Raw genomic sequence first — 15,319 nt, forward strand, 5'->3', positions numbered from 1 at the left:
GCGTTGGCTCAGGGGAAACGGAAGAGGCCTACTTGAGCGCGGTCGTCGCGTTCGCCACCGCCAGCGCCGTCATGTTGACCACGCGCCGCACCGTCGACGAGGGCGTGAGCACATGCGCCGAGCCTGCGGCTCCCAGCAGGATCGGGCCGACCGTGATGCCGTTGGCGCCCGTCATCTTCAGCACGTTGTAGAGGATGTGGGCCGAGTCGAGGTTGGGGCACACCAGCAGATTGGCCTCGCCGGTGAGCGTGCTCTCGGGCAGGGCGGTGCGGCGCACTTCTTCGGACAGCGCCGCGTCGCCGTGCATCTCGCCGTCGCATTCGATGTCGGGCGCCATCTGCGCGAACAGGTCGCGCGCGAGCCGCATCTTGCGTGCCGAGCCGCGGCTCGAGGTGCCGTAGTTCGAGTGCGAGAGAAAGGCCACCTTCGGCGGCAGGCCGAAGCGGCGCACCTCTTCGGCCGCCATCATGGCAATGCTCGCGAGCAGCTCGGCGCTCGGGTCTTCGTTCACGTTGGTGTCGGTGATGAACACCGTGCGCTTCTCGAGCGTGAGCGCGTTGAGCGTGGCAAAGCCCGGCGCGCCGCGCTTCAGGCCGATCAGGTTGCGGATGTGCTCCAGGTGTACGTCAAAGCGCCCGACCAGGCCGCAGATCATGGCGTCGGCATCGCCCAGGTGCATCATCAGCGCGGCGATGGTGGTGTTGGAGCGGCGCACCATGGTCTTGGCAGCCTCGGGCGTGACGCCGCGGCGGCCCATGATCTTGTGGAAGCTCTCCCAGTAGGTGCGAAAGCGCGGATCGTCTTCGGGGTTGACGATCTCGAAGTCGGTTCCGGCGCGGATGTGCAGGCCGGCCTTCTGGATGCGCGCCTCGATCACGGCCGGGCGCCCCACCAGGATGGGCTGGGCCAAGCCTTCGTCGATGGCCCACTGCGCGGCGCGCAGCACGCGCTCGTCCTCGCCCTCGGCGTAGGCCACGCGCTTGGATGCGGCGATCTTGGCGGCGCTGAACACCGGGCGCATGAACATGCCGGTCTGGAACACGAAGCGCGTGAGGTGCTGGCGGTAGGCCTCCAGGTCCTCGATCGGGCGCGCGGCCACGCCGGAGGCGGCCGCGGCCTTGGCCACGGCTGGCGCAATGCGCAGGATGAGCCGCGAATCGAAGGGCTTGGGAATGATGTAGTCGGGCCCGAAAGACAGTTCCTGCCCGGCATAGGCGGTGGCCACTTCCTCGCTGATGTCGGCCTTGGTGAGTTCGGCGATCTCGCGCACGCATGCCAGCTTCATTTCTTCCGTGATCTTGCTGGCGCCGCAGTCGAGCGCCCCGCGGAAGATGTACGGGAAGCACAGCACGTTGTTGACCTGGTTCGGGTAGTCCGAGCGGCCGGTGGCGATGATGCAGTCGGGCCGCACGGCCTTGGCCAGCTCGGGGCGGATCTCGGGCTCGGGGTTGGCCAGCGCCAGGATGATCGGTTGGCCGGCCATGGACTTCACCATGTCGGCGCTCATCACGCCGGGCGCGGAACAGCCCAGGAACACATCGGCGTCCTTCACCACATCGGCCAGGGTGCGGGCGCCGGTGTCTTTCTGGGCGTAGCGCGCCTTGGATTCGTCGAAGCCGCCCGCGCGGCCCATGTAGATCAGGCCCTTGGAGTCGCAGGCATGGATGTTGGCGGGCTTGGCGCCCAGGCCCACCATCACGTCGAGGCAGGCAATGGCGGCGGCGCCGGCGCCGGAGACGGCGATCTTGACCTCCTCGATCTTCTTGCCGACCAGTTCGAGGCCGTTGATGAGTGCCGCGGCCGAGATGATGGCCGTGCCGTGCTGGTCGTCGTGGAACACCGGGATGTTCATGCGCTCGCGCAGCTTCTTCTCGATGTAGAAGCACTCGGGCGCCTTGATGTCCTCGAGGTTGATGCCGCCCAGCGTCGGCTCGAGCGCCGCGATGATCTCGACCAGCTTGTCGGGGTCGTTCTCGGCCAGCTCGATGTCGAAAACGTCGATGCCGGCAAATTTCTTGAACAGGCAGCCCTTGCCCTCCATCACGGGCTTGGCGGCCAGCGGGCCGATGTTGCCCAGGCCCAGCACCGCCGTGCCGTTGGTGACCACGCCCACCAGGTTGCCGCGCGCAGTGAACTCGGCCGCCATCGACGGATCGGCCGCGATGTCGAGGCAGGGGTAGGCCACGCCGGGCGAATAGGCCAGCGACAGGTCGCGCTGGTTCAGGAGCGGCTTGGTCGGGCTGATGGAAATCTTGCCCTTGACGGGCGAGCGGTGGTATTCGCGCGCTGCTTCGCGAAGTGCTTCTTCGGCGGGTGACAGAGGGGCAGCCATGAAAAGTCTCCTTGTTTCTGACGGGCAATGAGGCTACCGCAAAAACTGCCGCATCCTCTGCGGGTGGGCACGGGTTTTGGCGCGGCGGGCGTGAATTTCCGGCATGCCGACTCGCTAAACTCCCGGCTGTTACCAGGATTTAACGCTTGGCGAACGCCCCGTGCATCGGCCTTGCGGCCGATCACCATCAACAACGAAGAAGACCCAGGAGGGGAGCACATGACGCCCGGACCTTTCACGAGTACAGAGCCCGACGTCGTGGTCATCGGCGGGGGGCCGGCGGGCTCCACCGTGGCCGCATTGCTTGCGGACAAGGGCCACGACGTGGTGCTGTTCGAAAAGGCGCACCATCCGCGCTTTCACATCGGCGAATCTCTGCTGCCGATGAACATGCCGCTGTTCGACCGCCTGGGCGTGCGCACCGAGGTCGAGGCCATCGGCATTGCCAAGCACGGCGCCGAGTTCGTCTCGCCCTGGCATGACCACACCAGCCATTTCTTCTTCGGCGAGGCCATGGACAAGAGCTTTCCGTATGCGGTGCACGTGCGCCGCTCGGAGTTCGACGAGCTGCTGTTCCGCCATGCCGCCCGGCGCGGCGCGCGCACCTTCGAGGGCCAGCGCGTCATGGGCGTGGACATGGACGCCGGCAAGGGCGGGGACAACCGCGCGCTGGTGAAGATCAAGGCCGAGGACGGCAGCGAGACCAGCTGGCGCCCGCGCTTCGTGATCGATGCGAGCGGCCGCGACACGGTGCTGTCGAACCAGTTCGACGCCAAGCAGCGCAACCGCAAGCACGCCAGCGCGGCCCTGTTCGGCCACTTTGAAAATGCGGAGCGCCGGCCCGGCCGCTACGAAGGCAACATCTCGCTCTTCTGGTTCGACCACGGCTGGTTCTGGTACATCCCGCTGAAGGACGGCACCGTGAGCGTCGGCGCCGTGGCGTCGCCCGCGTACTTCAAGCGCCGCAAGGGCACGCTCGAGGAGTTCCTGATGGAAACCATCGCGCTCGCGCCCAAGCTGGCCGCGCGCCTTGCGAACGCCACGCTGATGGAAGGCGCCACCACCACCGGCAACTACGCCTACGACTCCAAGTTCTGCCGCGGCGACCGCTTCATGATGGTCGGCGACGCCTATGCCTTCGTCGACCCGATGTTCTCGTCGGGCGTGTACCTGGCAATGAACAGCGCCTTCGAGAGCGCCGCCGCGGCCGACTTGTGGCTCAAGGGCGAGATGAAGGAAGCCGAGAAGGCCTTCCGCCGCTTCGACAAGGTGATGAAGCACGGCCCGAAGATGTTCTCGTGGTTCATCTACCGCATCACCTCGCCGGCCATCCGCCGGCTGTTCATGAACCCGCGCAACATCTGGCGCATGCAAGAGGCGCTGCTGTCCATCCTGGCGGGCGACCTGTTCCGCAACACGCCCATCGGCCCGCGCTTCTGGGGCTTCAAGATCACCTACTACGCCTCGTGCATCGGCATCCTGCCGCAGGCCATCAAGACCTGGGCATGGCGCCGGCGCAACCTGAAAGAGTCTCTGGAGACCGCGAAGACCTGAGCCTCAGTCCGGCGTGACGGTGTGCTGCGCCAGCGCCTCGAGCGCGCGCACCAGCGCCGAGTGGTCCTGCTGGCCATGGCCCAACGCGGCGCAGGCGTTCATCAGCTGCGCCGCGCCCGCCGTCTGCGGCAGCGCCACGCCCAGTGCCCGTGCGCTCTGCAGCGCCAGGTTCAGGTCCTTCTGGTGCAGCGAGATGCGGAAACCCGGCGCGAAGGTGCGCTTGATCATGCGTTCGCCATGCACCTCGAGGATGCGCGAACTCGCGAAGCCGCCCATCAGCGCCTGGCGCACCTTGGCCGGATCGGCGCCGGCCTTGGAGGCGAACAGCAGCGCCTCGCCCACCGCAGCAATATTGAGCGCCACGATGATCTGGTTGGCCACCTTGCAGACCTGGCCGTCGCCCACGTTGCCGACCAGCGTGACGTTCTTGCCCATCTTCTCGAGCAGCGGCCGTACCTGGCCGAAGGTGCCTTCGTCGCCGCCGCACATGATGGTGAGGCTGGCCGCCTTGGCGCCCACTTCGCCGCCCGAGACCGGCGCGTCGATGTAGCCGCAGCCGAGCGCGATGATGCGCTTGGCGAAGCCCTTGGTGGCAATCGGGTCGATGGAGCTGCAATCGACCACGATCTTGCCGCGCGAATCCTTCAGGCCCTCGGCCACGCCCTGCGTGCCCGGCTCGCCGAACAGCACCTTTTCCACATCGGGCGTGTCGGGCACCATGATGAAGATCACGTCGGCCTGGCGCGCCACCTCGGCCGCCGAGGCGCAGATGGTGGCCTTCGAGATGAAGGGCTCGGGCGTGTTGCCCTGGGTGTTCACGAAGAGCTGGTGCCCCGCGTCGACCAGGTGGCCCGCCATGGGCGCGCCCATGATGCCCAGGCCGATGAATCCGATTTTCTGCGATTGCGACATGTCTCTGTTTCCGGTTTGAAGTTGACTTTTATTGCGTGAGCGCTTGGCGCCAGCCGAGGCCTTCGGCGGTGGTGGCGCGCGGCTTGTATTCGCAGCCGATCCAGCCGTCGTAGCCGATCGCATCGATGTGCCTGAAGAGCCACGGATAGTTGATCTCGCCCGTGCCCGGTTCGCCGCGCCCGGGGTTGTCGGCCAGCTGGATGTGGCCGATCTGCGCAAGGTGCTTCGACAGCGTGTTGCCGAGTTCGCCTTCCATGCGCTGCGCGTGGTAGATGTCGTACTGCACGCGCAGGTTGGAAGAGCCCACCTCGTCGATCAGCGCCAGCGCCTGGTCGGTGCGCGTCAGGAAGAAGCCCGGGATGTCGAAGGTGTTGATCGGCTCGATCAAGAGGCGCAGGCCCGCCGCCTCGAGCTCGCTGGCGGCAAGGCGCAGGTTCTCGACCACCGTCTTGTGCGCGGCCTCGGTGCTCACGCCCGCAGGCACCTTGCCGACCAGGCAGTTGAGCTGCGGGCAGCCCAGCGCCGTGGCGTAGTCGATGGCCATCGCGATGCCTTCGCGGAACTCGCCGGTGCGATCGGGATGGCAGGCGATGCCGCGCTCGCCCTTGTCCCAGTCGCCGGCCGGCAGGTTGTGCAGCACCTGCTGCAAGCCATTGGCGCGCAGCGCGGCCGCGAGCTCCTTCTTTTCGAAGGGGTAGGGGAACAGGTATTCCACCGCCTCGAAGCCGGCCTTGGCGGCGGCCTCGAAGCGCTGCATGAACGGCAGCTCGGTGAAGAGCATCGTGAGGTTGGCTGCGAACTTGGGCATGGCGTGTCGCTCCTCTTCAGTCCAGCATCTCGGCCGCGACGGCGGTCGGAGCATCGGCCGGATGCTCGGCCAGGGGCTCGAACTCGGTGATGTTGTCGATCTCGGTGCCCATCGCGATGTTGGTCACGCGCTCCAGCATCACCTCGATCACGACCGGCACGCTGAACTCGGCCATCAGCGCTTCGGCGCGCTGGATGGCCGGTGCGATCTCTTCCTGCCTGTTCACGCGGATCGCCTTGCAGCCCAGGCCCTCCACCACTTTCAGGTGGTCCACGCCGTAGCTGCTTTCAATGCCTGCATCGAGCCCCGCGTTGATGTTGTCGAACGCGAGCTGCACGCAGTAGTCCATCTCGAAGCCGCGCTGCGCCTGGCGGATCAGGCCGAGGTAGGAGTTGTTGACCACGATGTGGATGTACGGCAGCTTGAACTGCGCACCCACCGCGAGCTCCTCGATCATGAACTGGAAGTCGTAGTCGCCCGAGAGCGCGACGATCTTGCGCGTCGGGTCCGCGGCGCGCACGCCCAGCGCGGCCGGAATGGTCCAGCCCAGCGGGCCGGCCTGGCCGCAGTTGATCCAGTGGCGCGGGTTGTACACGTGCAGGAATTGCGCAGCCGCGATCTGCGAGAGGCCGATGGTGCTCACGTAGCAGGTGTCGTTGCTGAAGTTGTTGTTCATGCACTGGTACACGCGCTGCGGCTTCATCGGCACTTCGTCGAAGTTGGTCTTGCGCAGCATGGTCTTCTTGCGCTCGATGCACGACCTGGCCCACTCGCGGCGGTCGCGCAGCTTGCCGGCGGCCTTCATCTCCTCGGCCACTTCGACGAAGAGCGCGAGCGCGGCCTTGGCGTCGGACACGATGCCGAAGTCGGGCGTGAACACGCGGCCGATCTGCGTGGGCTCGATGTCCACGTGCACGAAGCTGCGGCCCTTGGTGTAGACGTCGACCGAACCGGTGTGGCGGTTGGCCCAGCGGTTGCCGATGCCCAGCACGAAGTCGCTCGCGAGCATCGTCGCGTTGCCGTAGCGGTGGCTGGTCTGCAGGCCGCACATGCCGGCCATCAGCGGATGGTCGTCGGGAATGGCGCCCCAGCCCATCAGCGTGGGGATCACCGGCACGCCGGTGGTCTCGGCAAAGCGCACCAGCAGGTCGGCCGCATCGGCGTTGATGACGCCGCCGCCGGCCACGATCAGCGGGCGCTCGGCGGCCTGGAGCATGCCGATGGCCTTCTCGATCTGGGCACGCGTGGCGGCCGGCTTGTAGGGGGTGAGCGGTTCGTAGCTGTCGATGTCGAACTCGATCTCGGCCATCTGCACGTCGAAGGGCAGGTCGACCAGCACCGGGCCCGGGCGGCCCGAGCGCATCAGGTGGAAGGCCTGCTGGAACACCTGCGGCACCTGGCCCGGCTCGCGCACCGTGACCGACCACTTGGTGACGGGCTTGGAGATCGACTCGATGTCGACTGCCTGGAAGTCTTCCTTGTAGAGCCGTGCGCGCGGCGCCTGGCCGGTGATGCAGAGGATCGGAATCGAATCGGCCCAGGCCGAATAGAGGCCAGTAATCATGTCGGTGCCCGCGGGCCCCGAGGTGCCGATGCACACGCCGATGTTGCCGGCCACGGCGCGGGTGTAGCCCTCGGCCATGTGGGAGGCGCCCTCGACGTGGCGCGCGAGGATGTGAGAGATGGTGCCGCGCTGGCGCAGCGCGGAATACATCGGATTGATGGCCGCGCCGGGCACGCCGAAGGCCTGCGTCACGCCTTCCTTTTCCATCACCAGCACGGCGGCCTGGACCGCTTTCATTTTTGCCATGGGACTGTCTCCTTGAGTGGCGTCCACTGTAGGAAGCGCGGGCCATTCGAAGAAGACGGCTGCGGGCCATAAAACCTATTCCAACCTGGAATAAGTGATTACGATGCCGGCCATGGACAGATTGTTGGCAATGGAAATGTTCGTGCGCGTGGTCGAGACCGGCAGCTTCTCGAAGGCGGCGCTCGAATTCCACACCACCCAGCCCACCGTGACCAAGCAGGTCGCGGCCACCGAGGCGCGCCTGAAGGTGCGGCTGCTCAACCGCAACACGCGCGGCGTGAGCCTCACGGAGCCGGGCGCGCTCTACTACGAGAAGTGCAAGAACATCGTGCGCGAGGCCGAGGAGGCCGAGAGCATCGTGCAGCTGCGCCAGAACCAGGCGCAGGGGCTGCTGCGCATCGGCACCTCGGTGGCCTTCGGCCGCCGCGTGGTGGTGCCGCTGGCGCTCGAATACATGCGCCGGCATCCGCAGGTGCAGCTCGACCTGAGCTTCGAGGACCGCTATGTCGATCTCATCGCGCAGGGCATCGACGTGGCCATCCGCATGGGCAAGCTGGCCGATTCGTCGCTGGGCGCGCGCTATCTCGGCACCAACCCGTGGGCCATGGTCGCGGCGCCGGGCTACCTGAAGAAGCACGGCACGCCCAGGCGCGCGCAGGACCTGAGCGCGCACGTCGCCCTCATCTACAGCAGCGTGGTGGGCGACGAGTTCTGGCGCATGCACACGCCCAGGGGCGATCCGGTGACGGTGCCGGTCTCGGGCCGCTTCCGCTCCAACAACCTGTCCGCGGTGCTGGCCGCGGCGCGCGACGGCCTGGGCATTGCGCTCATGCCGCGCTACGTGGCGAGCGAATCGCTGGCCTCGGGCAAGGTGCTCGAAGTGCTCGGCGACCATAAGCTGCCCGAGCAGGAGATTCACGCCGTCTTTCCCTCGCCCAAGCTGGTGCCGGGCAAGGTGTCGGGCTTCGTGGCCTTCCTGCAGGGGCGCTTTGCCGAGGGCTGGTGGGGCGGCTGAGCATGCCCACGGCCTGCTTCAGGCCGGCACGAAGGCGCCGTGCAGGCCCAGTGGCAGTGTGTACGGCAGCGTGGCCTGCGCCACGGGCCCTGCAGCCAGCCGGTCGGCCGCAAAGCACGACAGCACGGTCTTCTGCCGGCCGAAATCAAGCACCGTGCCCAGCACCCAGCCCGGCCTGGTGCCGTCGGGCACGAAGACATGTTCCTCCACCATGGCCTGCGTGCCGTAGCTGAAGCGCTGGCTGCGGCCGTTTTCGACATCGGTTCGCGCGATCGCACCGAAGCCCGGCACATCGAGGCGCGTCTGGGTGGCATGAACCACATGGCGATGGCGCAGGCCGACGCGACGCGGGTCGATGCGCGGAAACTCGGCTTCCTGCGCCAGCACCTGCTGCGTGGCCTGGCCAGTGCCGAGGTTCAGCGTGGCGACGGTCAGCCGCGGGTGGGTGCTCTTCACGCGGCGCGCGCGCATCACTTCGCGGTTGGCCGTGAACACCGAGTCGGCGTTGTCCGAACGCACATAGTCGATGTGGATGAGGGGGCCGCGCGGCGTGTCTTCTTCCCAGGCATTGCCGACGTGGAACAGGAAGCCGGCTGGCAGCGCGAGAAGCTGGCGCCGCTCCCAGTTCTGCTTGTCGACCACCAGGGCGCGCATGCCGAGTTCTGGCCGCCAGACATGGGCGTCGAGAAAGCTCGCACCCGCCTCCTTGCGCCTGCCGTCGTAGACCAGCGGCGGCATCAGGAACACCATGTGCCGTTCGGTCACGGCGAAGTCATGGACCATCGGCATGTCGGCTACCGGCACAACGGCTGCGCGCCGCAGCATGCCTTCGGGCGCAATCTCGTACAGCGCCAGCAGGCCCTGGCCGGAACTCACGCCAAAGTTCCACACCGTGCCGTCCGGATCGACCTTGGGATGGGCCGAGAACGGCATGCCCGCGAGGTCGGGCCGCCAGGTCTTCACGCCCAGCGTGTCCAGCGTGCGCGCGTCGACGCGCGTGGCCGAGCCGCCTTCCCAGAGCGCCAGCACCTCGCCCTGCATCGGCAGCACGCTGGTGTTGGCGACGTTGATGCTGTCGGCCGAGGTCGGCGGCTCGACGCCCGGCGGCATGGTGCCAAAGGCCTCGAACAGGCGGCGCCCGGCCCGCACCTCGGCCACGCGCTTGGGCGTGGCGACATAGCGGCCCTGGTGCCGCACGTCGGCGCCGTCGATCACGAAGCGGTGCACCATGCCGTCGCCGTCGAACCAGTGGTGGTAGCGCTTGCCGCCCAGGTCGTGGCCGGCCGGGCCGATGCGGAAAAGCGTACCGGCCACGGCATCGGGAAAGCGCCCGCGCACCGTGGCGCGGGTCAGCGGCAGGTCGTCCGGGGGCGTGGCGAAGCCGGTCTTCCAGGGCGCACCGGCGGCTTCGAACTGGGCTTGCCAGTCGTCGGCAGTGCCGGCCGCGCGGGCCAGCGGTGCCAAGAGGCTCAGGGCGCCGGCCGAGGCCAGCAGGCGCAGGAGTTCGCGTCGTTCCATGGCGTTTTTGCCCCTCAGCGCAGGTGAATGACGGTCTGCAGGTCGGCATCGACGCTGATCGCCGCGGCTTCGAAGGCGGGCGCGGCGCGGTTGCCCTTCGCGTCGTTCGAGAAGCCATAGCGCTCGGTCGGCATGCCCATGAGGTTGGTGTCGAGCTTGCCATTGCCGTTCTCGTCGGCGAACGCCCGCAGCGCGTACCGCCCCGGCTCCAGTCCTGTGAACACGAGCCGGGCCTTGCCGCCCTGCATCGGCGCGGTCTGCGAGGCTGCGACCTTGCTGTCGGCGTAGCTAGCGGTGTCGTTGTACAGCGCCACGTACAGCGTGGCGTCGCCAGCCGGGCCGTCGGCCACGTTCACGCTCAGGTCGGCCGCGAGCGCGGCCAGCGGGGAGAGCAGCGCCGCGGCGCACAGGGCGCGCCGGCTCGCTCGGGACAGCAGGAAGTTCATGGGAGAGACCTCGTCGGAAGTTGGAGGTCTCGACGATCCCGCAAGCGCCGCGCGCCGCCCAGCGCGATGCGACGAAATACGGAAACGCCCGCGCGAAATGCGCCCGGCCGGCGCAGGGCGCGCCTGCTTCAGCTGCCCTTCTTGTCGTCGCCGGGGCCGGTCTCCAGCTGGCCCGACTCCACGAACAGGCTCCACGCCGCCATGAACAGCGCCGCGATCACCGGACCGATGACGAAGCCGTTGATGCCGAAGATCGCCATGCCGCCGATGGTCGACATCAGCACGATGTAGTCAGGCATCTGCGTGTCCTTGCCCACCAGCACGGGGCGCAGGATGTTGTCGACCAGGCCGATCACGAACACGCCCACGAAGACCAGGATGCCGCCCTGCCAGAAATGGCCGGTGGCAAGGAAATAGATGGCCACCGGTCCCCAGATGAGCGCCGCGCCCACGGCGGGCAGCAGCGAGAGAAAGGCCATCAGCACGGCCCACAGCAGCGCACCCTGCACGCCCAGCAGCCAGAAGGCCAGCCCGCCGATCGCGCCCTGCGCAATGGCCACCGCCACGTTGCCCTTGACGGTGGCGCGGATCACGGTGGTGAACTTGTTGAGCAGGTAGTGCGTGTGCGGCCTGGCAAGCGGCACGGCCTCGCGCATCGACTTCGAAAGCGCCGCGCCGTCGCGCACCAGGAAATACAGCAGGTACAGCATCACGAAGAAGCTGATGACGAAGTCGAAGGTGTTCTGGCCGATGGTCAGCGCCTGGCCGGCGATGAGCTGGCTGCCCTGCGCCGCGCCCGCGGAGATGCGGGCCTGCCAGGCCTCCATGTCGCCAAGGTTGAACCGGTCGAACAGGTTCAGCAGCCACTGCGGCAAGGCGTTGAGGATCTGCTGGAAGTAGGCCGCGAAATTGATCTGCCCCGAACGGATGCTCTGCGTGACCTGCACGATCTCCTGCACCAGCGACACGCCCACCATGGCCAGCGGAAGAATCACGATGAAGAGGCAGATGGCCAGCGTCGACAGCGCCGCGGCGTTGCGCCAGCCGGGCATTTTCTTCAGCAGCCGCTTGTAGAGCGGCGTGAACAGGATGGCCAGCGCCACGCCCCACAGCACCGCGCCGAAGAACGGCATCAGCACCCAGAGGAAGGCGACGGTGACGGCGGCGAGCAGGGCGAGGAACACGCCGCGCTGGAGTTGGGGTGAATTCATAGGTGATTCGGACTGTAGCCGAGCCTGAATGCACCGCCGTGTCGGTCGGCACGCCCTTGTGCGGCGCTGCCGCCGGAGTGCCGGGGGTCAGCGCCTGGCGCGCGGCAGCGCCACCGGCGCCAGCGTGGCGCGCAGCCGGGCGGGCGCGTCGGGCCCGGCGGTGGTTTCGACCTCGAGCGAGCGCTCGACATTGCCGATGTGCTCGATCATCAGCTGGCGCGCCCTGGCCGTGTCGCCGGCCTCCAGCGCGGCGACGATGGCGCCGTGCTCCGCGCAGGACTGCCCGGCCTCGTGCCTCGACTGGTAGAGCGTCGCGGCCAGCGTGGTGCGGGCCGTGAGGTCGCGCAGCACGTCGACCAGCAACTGGTGGCCCATCTGCTCGGCCAGGCAGACGTGGAAATCGGCCAGCAGGAAAGCGCGCGTGGCGGCGTCGGCGCCCTCGATGGCGCGCTGCTCGTCGGCAATGTGGTCGCGCAGCTTGCGGATGGCCTTCTGCAGCGGCCGGCCTTCGCTTTCGGCCAGGATGCCCGCCTCGACGATGCGCCGTGCCGAGAAGGCGTCGCGCGCTTCCTCGGCCGAGGGCTCCACCACGTACCAGCCGCGGCGCGACTGCACCTCGACGAAGCCGCGCGCCTGCAGCTGCATGAGCGCCTCGCGCACCATGGTCCGGCTCACCGCGAAGTTCTCGGCCAGCGCCTGCTCGCCGAGCCGCTCGCCCGGCGCGAGCTTTTGCGCCAGGATGGCCTCGACCACGCGCTCGGCGATGGAGGTGGGATTGACGTCGGTGGCCATCGGTCGTTTTCAGCGGCCGCCGGCGCCCGCGCCCAGGGGCGCTGCCGGCACGTCAGGCTCGGCCAGCGGCTCGTCGTCGGGCGAGTAGCTGCCGTCGAGCACGGCATGGGCGCGCTCGCGGTCGATGTCGCCTTCCCAGGCCGCGATGGCCACCGTGGCCACGCAGTTGCCGATCAGGTTGCCCAGCGCGCGCGCAATGCCCATGAACCAGTCGACCGAGAGCACCAGCACCAGGCCGATGGCCGGAATGGCGGGAATCGCGTGCAGCGTGGCGGCCAGCACCACGATGGCCGAGCCCGGCACGCCGTGCGCGCCCTTGGAGGTGACCAGCGCGATCGCAAGGATGGTCAGCAGGTCCGCCATCGAGATCGGCGTGTTGGTGGCCTGCGCGATGAACACCGCCGCGAGCGTGATGTAGATCGAGAAGGCGTCCAGGTTGAACGAGTAGCCCGTGGGAATCACCAGGCCCACCGTCGAGTCGCGGATGCCCATGCGGCGCAGCTTGGCCATGATCTGCGGCAGCACGCTGTCCGACGAGGTGGTGGCGAACACGATGGCGAGCTCCTCGCGCAGGTAGCGCAGCAGCTTCCACAGGCTGAAGCCCGACATGCGCATGACCAGTCCGAGCACCACGAATACGAAGACCAGCACCGCGCCGTAGAACAGGGCCACCAGCATGCCCAGCTGCTTGAGCGAACCGATGCCGTACTTGCCCACCGTGAAGGCAATGGCGCCCAGCACGCCGAGCGGCGCCAGCTTGATGATGATGCCCATGATTTTGAACAGCACCAGCGAAAGCGCGTCCACCACCGCGCCCACCGGCTTGCCGCGTTCGCCCAGCAGCGACAGCGCGCAGCCGAACAGCACCGCGAACAGCAGCACCTGCAGCACGTCGCCGGTGGCAAAGGCGGCGACCACCGTGGTGGGAATCAGCTTCATCAGGAACTCGACCGTGCCGCCGCTCGTGAGCTTGTCGGCATTCGAGGCGTAGGCGCTCATGGCCGCGGCGTCGAGCTTGCCCGGGTCCACGTTCATGCCGACGCCGGGCTCGAACACGAAGGCCAGCACCAGGCCCATGGCCAGCGCGATGGTGGTGAGCACCTCGAAGTAGATCAGCGCCTTCACGCCGACGCGGCCCACGCGCTTCAGGTCGCCCGCGCCCGCGATGCCGTGCACCACCACGCAGAACACCAGCACCGGGATGATCATCTTGATCAGCTTGATGAAGCCGTCGCCGAGCGGCTTGAGCTTGACGGCGAACTCCGGCATGAAGAGGCCGGCGAGCACGCCGAGCATCAGGGCGATGACGACCTGGCCGAAGAGCGATTTGGCGAAGCGAGGCATGGAAGTCTCCTTGTATGTCTTGGCGGTGTTTGCATGCAAGGATCGCTTTTCTTGCATACAAGCAATGTAGGCAAGAAGACTTCCAGGGAGCCAGAGGGTATTCCCGGCTTCCAGTGTTGTTAACAGTCACCAAGAATGTAACTAAACTGTTCACAACATTTGTCGAGAGTTACATTCGCTTGGAACACTCGAGAGCGACATGAACGAAGAAGGCCAGAAGGCGCTGCAGCCAATGATTTACCTGCCCGTATCGGGCAAGTTTTTTATTGCGTTGATTGGCGCCTGCGCCTGGATGTGGTTCTCGATATGGGCGGCGGACCCCTGGCTGGCCGATCTGACGGATCGCGTCGGGATGGCCCTGGCCATTTTCCTGGTGTATGGCATTGCCATTGTTCCGGGCTTCATGAATGCATTCCTGGCCATCAGCCTGCTGCTGGACAAGAGGCCGGCGCATCCCGCGTTGGCCGTCTACCCGCCGATCTCCATCCTGATCGCGGCCTACAACGAGGAAGCGTCCATCGACGAGACGCTGGTCAGCATCGATCGGCAGAATTACCCGGGCGAGCTGCAGGTGATCGTGATCAATGACGGGTCCGCGGACGGCACCTCGCTTGTCGTTCAGCGTGCCCGGGAACGGTACCCGTGGCTGACCTTCCTGGACCTGGAAAAAAACGGCGGCAAGGCGCGCGCGCTGAACATCGGGTTCAAGGAGGTGGCGCACGACCTGGTCATCACCGTCGATGCCGACTCCTTCCTTTACCGCGGCGCTTTGACCAGCATCGTCGAGCGCTATCGCGCCGATCCGCCCCATACGCGGGCCGTGGCGGGAAAAATCCTGGTCCGCAACTCGCGGCTGAACTGGATCACCCGCTGTCAGGAATGGGATTACTTCCATGGCATTGCCGCCATCAAGCGCGTGCAATCGCTGTTCCAGGGCACGCTGGTTGCCCAGGGTGCGTTTTCCATCTACGACCGGGCTGCGCTGATCGAGGTTGGCGGATGGCCCGAATGCGTGGGCGAGGACATCGTGCTCACCTGGGCCCTGCTGAAAGCCGGCTACCGGGTGGGCCACTGCGAGGATGCGTGCCTGTTCACCAATGTGCCCACCACCGTCAAGCAATTGGTCAAGCAGCGCCAGCGATGGGCGCGCGGCATGGCGGAAGCCTTCATCAAGCACCCGGGGATCCTGGTCAAGCCGCGCTTGTCGACCTTCTTCATCTATTGGAACCTGCTGTTTCCGTGGCTGGACCTGGCATGCACCATCGGCTTCATACCCGGAATAATTCTCGCGTTCTTCGGCCACTACTGGATCGTGGGAATCATGACCCTCGCGTTGATACCGGCCACATTCGCATTGAGCCTGCTCATGTTCCGGATCGAACGGCGGATGTTCAGGAAGACAGGCCTCGTGGTGCGAAAGAATATCCAGGGCTTCTTGGTCTACGTGCTGCTGTACAGCCTGATCCTGCAGCCGGCCAGCGTGCTCGGCTATCTCGATGAACTGTTCAGGAAGCCCAAGGCCTGGGGAACCAAATGAGGGGGCTGCCGAGGTCTCTTGCCGCGGTTTCCCTGGGCGT

General features: G+C 66.9%; 12 protein-coding genes. 3 read left to right on the forward strand and 9 right to left on the reverse strand.

Annotated elements, in window-relative coordinates; genetic code table 11:
• Nucleotides 1-28: 28 nt before the first annotated feature.
• Nucleotides 29-2,332, reverse strand: coding sequence for a phosphate acyltransferase (locus tag L1081_RS01075; RefSeq protein WP_489414792.1), 2,304 nt, complete (start codon nucleotides 2,330-2,332; stop codon nucleotides 29-31).
• Between the two features lie 219 nt (nucleotides 2,333-2,551).
• On the opposite strand from L1081_RS01075, the gene L1081_RS01080 reads away from it, so the two are divergent.
• Nucleotides 2,552-3,886 (forward strand): FAD-dependent oxidoreductase, encoded by a 1,335-nt coding sequence (locus L1081_RS01080; protein ID WP_489414793.1) that lies wholly within the window; start codon nucleotides 2,552-2,554, stop codon nucleotides 3,884-3,886.
• A 3-nt stretch (nucleotides 3,887-3,889) separates the two neighbouring features.
• Here L1081_RS01080 and L1081_RS01085 read toward each other — a convergent pair whose 3' ends face one another.
• The 3 genes from L1081_RS01085 to gcl are packed head-to-tail and all read right to left on the reverse strand — an operon-like array spanning nucleotide 3,890 to nucleotide 7,416.
• Nucleotides 3,890-4,798 (reverse strand): 2-hydroxy-3-oxopropionate reductase, encoded by a 909-nt coding sequence (locus L1081_RS01085; protein ID WP_489414794.1) that lies wholly within the window; start codon nucleotides 4,796-4,798, stop codon nucleotides 3,890-3,892.
• Nucleotides 4,799-4,826: 28 nt separating this feature from the next.
• Nucleotides 4,827-5,606, reverse strand: a complete 780-nt coding sequence (gene hyi, locus L1081_RS01090; RefSeq protein WP_489414795.1) for a hydroxypyruvate isomerase — start codon at nucleotides 5,604-5,606, stop codon at nucleotides 4,827-4,829.
• 16 nt (nucleotides 5,607-5,622) lie between these two features.
• Nucleotides 5,623-7,416 (reverse strand): glyoxylate carboligase, encoded by a 1,794-nt coding sequence (gcl, locus tag L1081_RS01095; RefSeq protein WP_489414796.1) that lies wholly within the window; start codon nucleotides 7,414-7,416, stop codon nucleotides 5,623-5,625.
• 112 nt (nucleotides 7,417-7,528) lie between these two features.
• Here gcl and L1081_RS01100 point away from each other — a divergent pair, with 112 nt between their 5' ends.
• The gene (locus L1081_RS01100) at nucleotides 7,529-8,431 is read left to right on the forward strand and encodes a LysR substrate-binding domain-containing protein (RefSeq protein WP_489414797.1); all 903 of its coding nucleotides are present in this window, start codon (nucleotides 7,529-7,531) and stop codon (nucleotides 8,429-8,431) included.
• A gap of 18 nt (nucleotides 8,432-8,449) precedes the next feature.
• Here L1081_RS01100 and L1081_RS01105 read toward each other — a convergent pair whose 3' ends face one another.
• The 5 genes from L1081_RS01105 to L1081_RS01125 form a co-directional block, all read right to left on the reverse strand.
• Nucleotides 8,450-9,949 carry a carotenoid oxygenase family protein gene (locus L1081_RS01105; RefSeq protein WP_489414798.1) on the reverse strand — a complete coding sequence of 500 codons (1,500 nt, stop codon included), beginning with the start codon at nucleotides 9,947-9,949 and terminating at the stop codon, nucleotides 8,450-8,452.
• Nucleotides 9,950-9,963: 14 nt separating this feature from the next.
• Nucleotides 9,964-10,395: a DUF2141 domain-containing protein gene (locus L1081_RS01110; protein WP_489414799.1), complete on the reverse strand. Its 432-nt coding sequence runs from the start codon at nucleotides 10,393-10,395 to the stop codon at nucleotides 9,964-9,966.
• Between the two features lie 128 nt (nucleotides 10,396-10,523).
• A complete protein-coding gene (locus tag L1081_RS01115; RefSeq protein ID WP_489414800.1) occupies nucleotides 10,524-11,606 on the reverse strand; it encodes an AI-2E family transporter in 1,083 nt (360 codons plus the stop codon).
• Between the two features lie 87 nt (nucleotides 11,607-11,693).
• The gene (locus L1081_RS01120) at nucleotides 11,694-12,398 is read right to left on the reverse strand and encodes a GntR family transcriptional regulator (RefSeq protein ID WP_015866725.1); all 705 of its coding nucleotides are present in this window, start codon (nucleotides 12,396-12,398) and stop codon (nucleotides 11,694-11,696) included.
• A 9-nt stretch (nucleotides 12,399-12,407) separates the two neighbouring features.
• Nucleotides 12,408-13,742, reverse strand: a complete 1,335-nt coding sequence (locus L1081_RS01125; RefSeq protein WP_489414801.1) for a C4-dicarboxylate transporter DctA — start codon at nucleotides 13,740-13,742, stop codon at nucleotides 12,408-12,410.
• A gap of 199 nt (nucleotides 13,743-13,941) precedes the next feature.
• On the opposite strand from L1081_RS01125, the gene L1081_RS01130 reads away from it, so the two are divergent.
• Nucleotides 13,942-15,279: a glycosyltransferase gene (locus L1081_RS01130; RefSeq protein WP_489414802.1), complete on the forward strand. Its 1,338-nt coding sequence runs from the start codon at nucleotides 13,942-13,944 to the stop codon at nucleotides 15,277-15,279.
• Nucleotides 15,280-15,319: the final 40 nt, after the last annotated feature.

The sequence above is a fragment of the Variovorax sp. MSC1_012 genome (genome assembly GCF_023667525.1).
Lineage (GTDB): Bacteria > Pseudomonadota > Gammaproteobacteria > Burkholderiales > Burkholderiaceae_C > Variovorax > Variovorax beijingensis_B.